We start from the raw sequence: 4,001 nt of genomic DNA on the forward strand, positions 1-4,001 counted from the left end.
TTGGGGTTTTAGGGAGCAGGGAGTAGGGAGTAGGGAGTAGGGAGCAGGGAGCAGGGAACAGGGAAAAAATCCGGCGTTGCTGAATTAAGGAATGAATGCGCAATCATCTGGTTTTGTTAAAGCCCCCTAAATCCCCCAACTTTGGGGGACTTTGAACGTCTTATTCCCCCCAGAATTGGGGGGTTAGGGGGGCGAAACCATACCCAGAATCAGCAACGCCAAAAATCCTATGTACCTAATAGTTATGAAAAACGCTGTAATATTAAAACCGTTGTACTTTAGTTAACGTTAATTGGATTGACTAGTTAGCACGGTTAGTTAAGGAAACTCCCAGGAACTAATCATACCAAATTTATGAGTCTAGGGTTGATCCTACTTACGAGCTACATTCAATTTTATTCCCCCGACTCCGACTCTCGACTCCCGACTCCCGACTCCCGACTCCCGACTCCCGACTCTCGACTCCCGACTCTCGACTCCCGACTCCCGACTTCCAAATTGGGTAATTTACTTTTTAGAAGTCCCTAAAAACTGTTTCAGTTTTTCCAAGGGTAATTCTTTCACAGCTGCTTCTGGCTGTTCTGAACGACTGACAACAATCACAATATTATTAATTTGTTGGTCATAGCCTGTAGGTGATGACTTAGGTTTATGTCCTCTCATTATCGTAGAGCTAGGTTTATTGACTGGCTGGATTTCCGCTGTTGTTGGGAGATAGTCTGGGGGAATATCAACCGTAGTGTCAAGTTGGTTGTAATAAGTTTGGTAACGTTGATTTAACTCAGGATTGGCTGCAATTATCTCTAGCAGCTTGGGTTTGGTATACCTCTCCCAGGCCAAAGGTTGGGCATCAAGTTGATCGCCAATTTCTTTGATGCTCTTATTATCACCTTGACTCAAGGGTGTGTCTAAATCGGTCAGAGCAAGTAAAAACGCTAATAGGGTTTTGTTGGTATTCATCAGCCACTGCTACTACTTCAATCATTATCTTTATACACGAAGGATCAGCCTAGTTCCCGAAATTGTGATAGTATGTTACCCTAATAAAAGTTTCAGAACCTCGCTCCAATGAGACCGCAATGGGAAGCCCTAATTGTTGGGATTAACCGTTATCCAGAATACACCAACTTTAACGACTTGACCGTTGCGGCATTAGATGGGGAAAATGTCGCTCAACGATTAGAGCAGTATGGCTATGAACCGTTTCGGATTCAAGACTTACCCCTTGGGTTGACCCAAAAAGGAGCAGGGGGACCATCCAGCACAGGACTAGTAAAATTAGAGGAATTAAGGTCAGCAGTCGCTAATCTGTTTAATCCTCCTCCTCCCAACCAACCTCCAGAAACCGGCCTATTCTTCTTTTCAGGCCATGGCTGTAGACAAGAGGTGGATGGTATTGAGGAAGTTTTCTTAGTGACAAGTGATGCCTTTCCTGATGTGGGAATTTATGGCTATCCTCTGCGGGAGTTGGGTGAGCAAATCGCAACTAGCCCAGTCAAACAGGTAGTGATTTGGTTAGATTGTTGCTACAGTGGCGAGTTACTAAGCTTGCTCCCATTTATCCCAACTGATAAAGCTTACTGCTTGATTACTGCTACTCGTTCCTTTGAACCGGGAGTAGAGATTAGCCATGAACAAGGGGTATTTACCAGGGAGTTACTGGCAGGATTAAATCCGGAAAATCACCCGGATGGTATTGTTACTAGTCATAATTTGGCCTTGTTTATTGAGCAGCGGATGTCAAGGACTGGACAACGTCCTTTAATCGCTAACTCTGAACAAGCCATTCTACTGACTAGCCTGTTTCCGAAACTGAGCTTTCAGGATAAGTGCCCCTATCGGTCTCTGTCTTATTTTACCGATAAACCAGAGGATGCTCTGGTGTTTTACGGTCGCTCTAAGTTGACCCAGCAGTTAATTGAGCGAGTTAAAACTAAAGACCGTCTGCTGGTAGTGTTAGGAGCTTCCGGCAGTGGCAAGTCTTCCTTACTCAGGGCAGGATTATTGTATCAGCTGAAGTTAGGTCAGGCAATTGTTGGAAGCGATCGCTGGCATTATCTAGAACCTTTCTCTCCGGGTGTTGCACCAAAGCAAAGGTTACAGGAGGTGCTGGAGTTGGGAAAGCTTTTAGAGAAAAACGGAGGCAATTCTAGTCTTACTCTAGTAGCGACTTCTGAACCGGTGGTCATGATTATTGACCAGTTTGAAGAGTGCTTCACTATGAGTCAACCTGACCAACGCCTGGAATTCTTTAACGGTTTAATGGAATTATTAGAGCAGAAAGACAATCTAATTGTGTTAATTGCCATGCGCTCTGACTTTCGGGGGCGGTCGCGAAAGTATCCTCAATTTGTTGAAAAGATCAATAGACCATACATCAATGTTGACCAGTTGAACCGTCAGGAAATTGAAGAAGCGATCGCACTACCAGCTGAATTAGTAGGATTAGGGATTGAGGGGAGATTAAAACAGCAACTGATTAACGATGTCGAAGATTATCCAGGTAGCCTTCCCCTGCTCCAATATACTCTGACGGAATTATGGAAACAGTCAAGACAGCAGCAGGAAACGTTTTTACGGTTAGAAACCTATCAACAGTTAGGGGGAATTGAGGGAACTCTGGAAAAGAAGGCAAATCAGGTATTTGATAGTCTCTCAGCGGAAGAACAAACTGTGGCTAGGCGTTTGTTGTTGGAATTAACTCAAGTGGGAGAGACTCTCGATACCCGTAGACGAGTACGCCTGGGGGAGTTAGTCAATTCTCATCACAGTTTAGAACTGCTCGATGCTGTTAGCCAGACCTTAGCCAGTTCAGACAACCGCTTGATTACTAGAAGTCATGAGGAAAATTCCCAGGATGTGGTTTTGGATGTGGTGCACGAAGCCTTGATTCGCCACTGGGGAAGGTTGGTGGAGTGGAAGCAGACTTACACAGAAGCGATGGTGATCGAAAGCAAGCTGGAAGCGGCGGCAGAAGAATGGCAGGAGAAGGGAAAGAAGCGCGATGATGCGGGTCTACTGTTGCAAGGGGGGAGGTTGGTAGAAGCCCAGGAGTATTTAAGAAAGTATGGTGAATTGGGGATGTTGAATGGGTTGGCCGAGGAGTATATTGAGGTTAGCCGTCACAAGCACAAGCAAATCACCCGTAACCGCAGGTTAGTAGCGGTAGGGTTTATTGGTGTGTTGGTATTGGGGACAGTTGCTTCAACGGTTTTTGGATTGGAGTCTCGTAAGCAGGCGAGAAAGGCAGAAGAAAGTGAAATTAAAGCCCTGAATCAATCTTCAGAACTCTTGTTTACCTCAAAGCAAGCCTTTGATGCTCTAAAAGAGAGTTTAAGGGCAGTAGGAAAACTCCAAAAGGCAAAAAGGGTAAAAGGTGATACTAGAATACAAGTGATCGCTAAGTTGCAGCAATCTCTCTATGGCGTCAACCAGTATAATAGCCTGGATAAACATACTGATACTGTCACTAGCGTCGCCTTTAGCCGAGATGGCCAGACTATCGCTTCTGCTAGTTGGGACAACACCGTGAAACTATGGAATCTACAAGGCAAACACCTGCACACCCTCACTGGACATAGCGAACCTGTCACTAGCCTCGTCTTTAGCCGAGATGGCCAGACTATCGCTTCTGCTAGTTTGGACAACACCGTGAAACTATGGAATCTACAAGGCAAACACCTGCACACCCTCACTGGACATAGCGAACCTGTCACTAGCCTCGTCTTTAGCCGAGATGGCCAGACTATCGCTACTGCTAGTTTTGACAACACCGTGAAACTGTGGAATCTCAAAGGCAAACCCCTGCACACCCTCACTGGACATAGCGAACCTGTCACTAGCGTGGCCTTTAGCCGAGATGGCCAGACTATCGCTACTGCTAGTTGGGACAACACCGTGAAACTGTGGAATCTCAAAGGCAAAGACCTGCACACCCTCACTGGACATAGCGAACCTGTCAATAGCGTCGCCTTTAGCCGAGATGGCCAGACTATCGCTTC

3 protein-coding genes are annotated in these 4,001 nt (G+C 45.9%); 2 read left to right on the forward strand and 1 reads right to left on the reverse strand.

Translation table 11 applies throughout. The annotated features are described in order from the left end of the window. The first annotated feature begins 354 nt into the window (after nt 1–354). Nucleotides 355–528, forward strand: coding sequence for a hypothetical protein (locus F6K57_RS38685; protein WP_158069495.1), 174 nt, complete (start codon nt 355–357; stop codon nt 526–528). Here the strand turns inward: F6K57_RS38685 and F6K57_RS38690 are convergent. Then, entirely contained in the window at nt 508–960 is a 453-nt protein-coding gene (locus F6K57_RS38690) for a hypothetical protein (protein ID WP_075898163.1), read from the reverse strand. The genes F6K57_RS38685 and F6K57_RS38690 overlap by 21 nt on opposite strands. 108 nt (nt 961–1,068) lie before the next feature. On the opposite strand from F6K57_RS38690, the gene F6K57_RS38695 reads away from it, so the two are divergent. Further along, nucleotides 1,069–4,001, forward strand: a 2,933-nt coding sequence (locus tag F6K57_RS38695; protein ID WP_293073915.1) for a caspase family protein, incomplete at its 3' end; no start/stop codon positions are given.

It is taken from the genome of Moorena sp. SIO4A5, from assembly GCF_010672005.1.
Taxonomy (GTDB): domain Bacteria; phylum Cyanobacteriota; class Cyanobacteriia; order Cyanobacteriales; family Coleofasciculaceae; genus Moorena.

Excerpts from the sequence above, each read along its gene's own strand:
- F6K57_RS38685 (WP_158069495.1), top strand. The coding sequence starts at position 355 with ATGAGTCTAGGGTTGATCCTACTTACGAGCTACATTCAATTTTATTCC.
- F6K57_RS38690 (WP_075898163.1), bottom strand. The coding sequence starts at position 960 with ATGAATACCAACAAAACCCTATTAGCGTTTTTACTTGCTCTGACCGAT.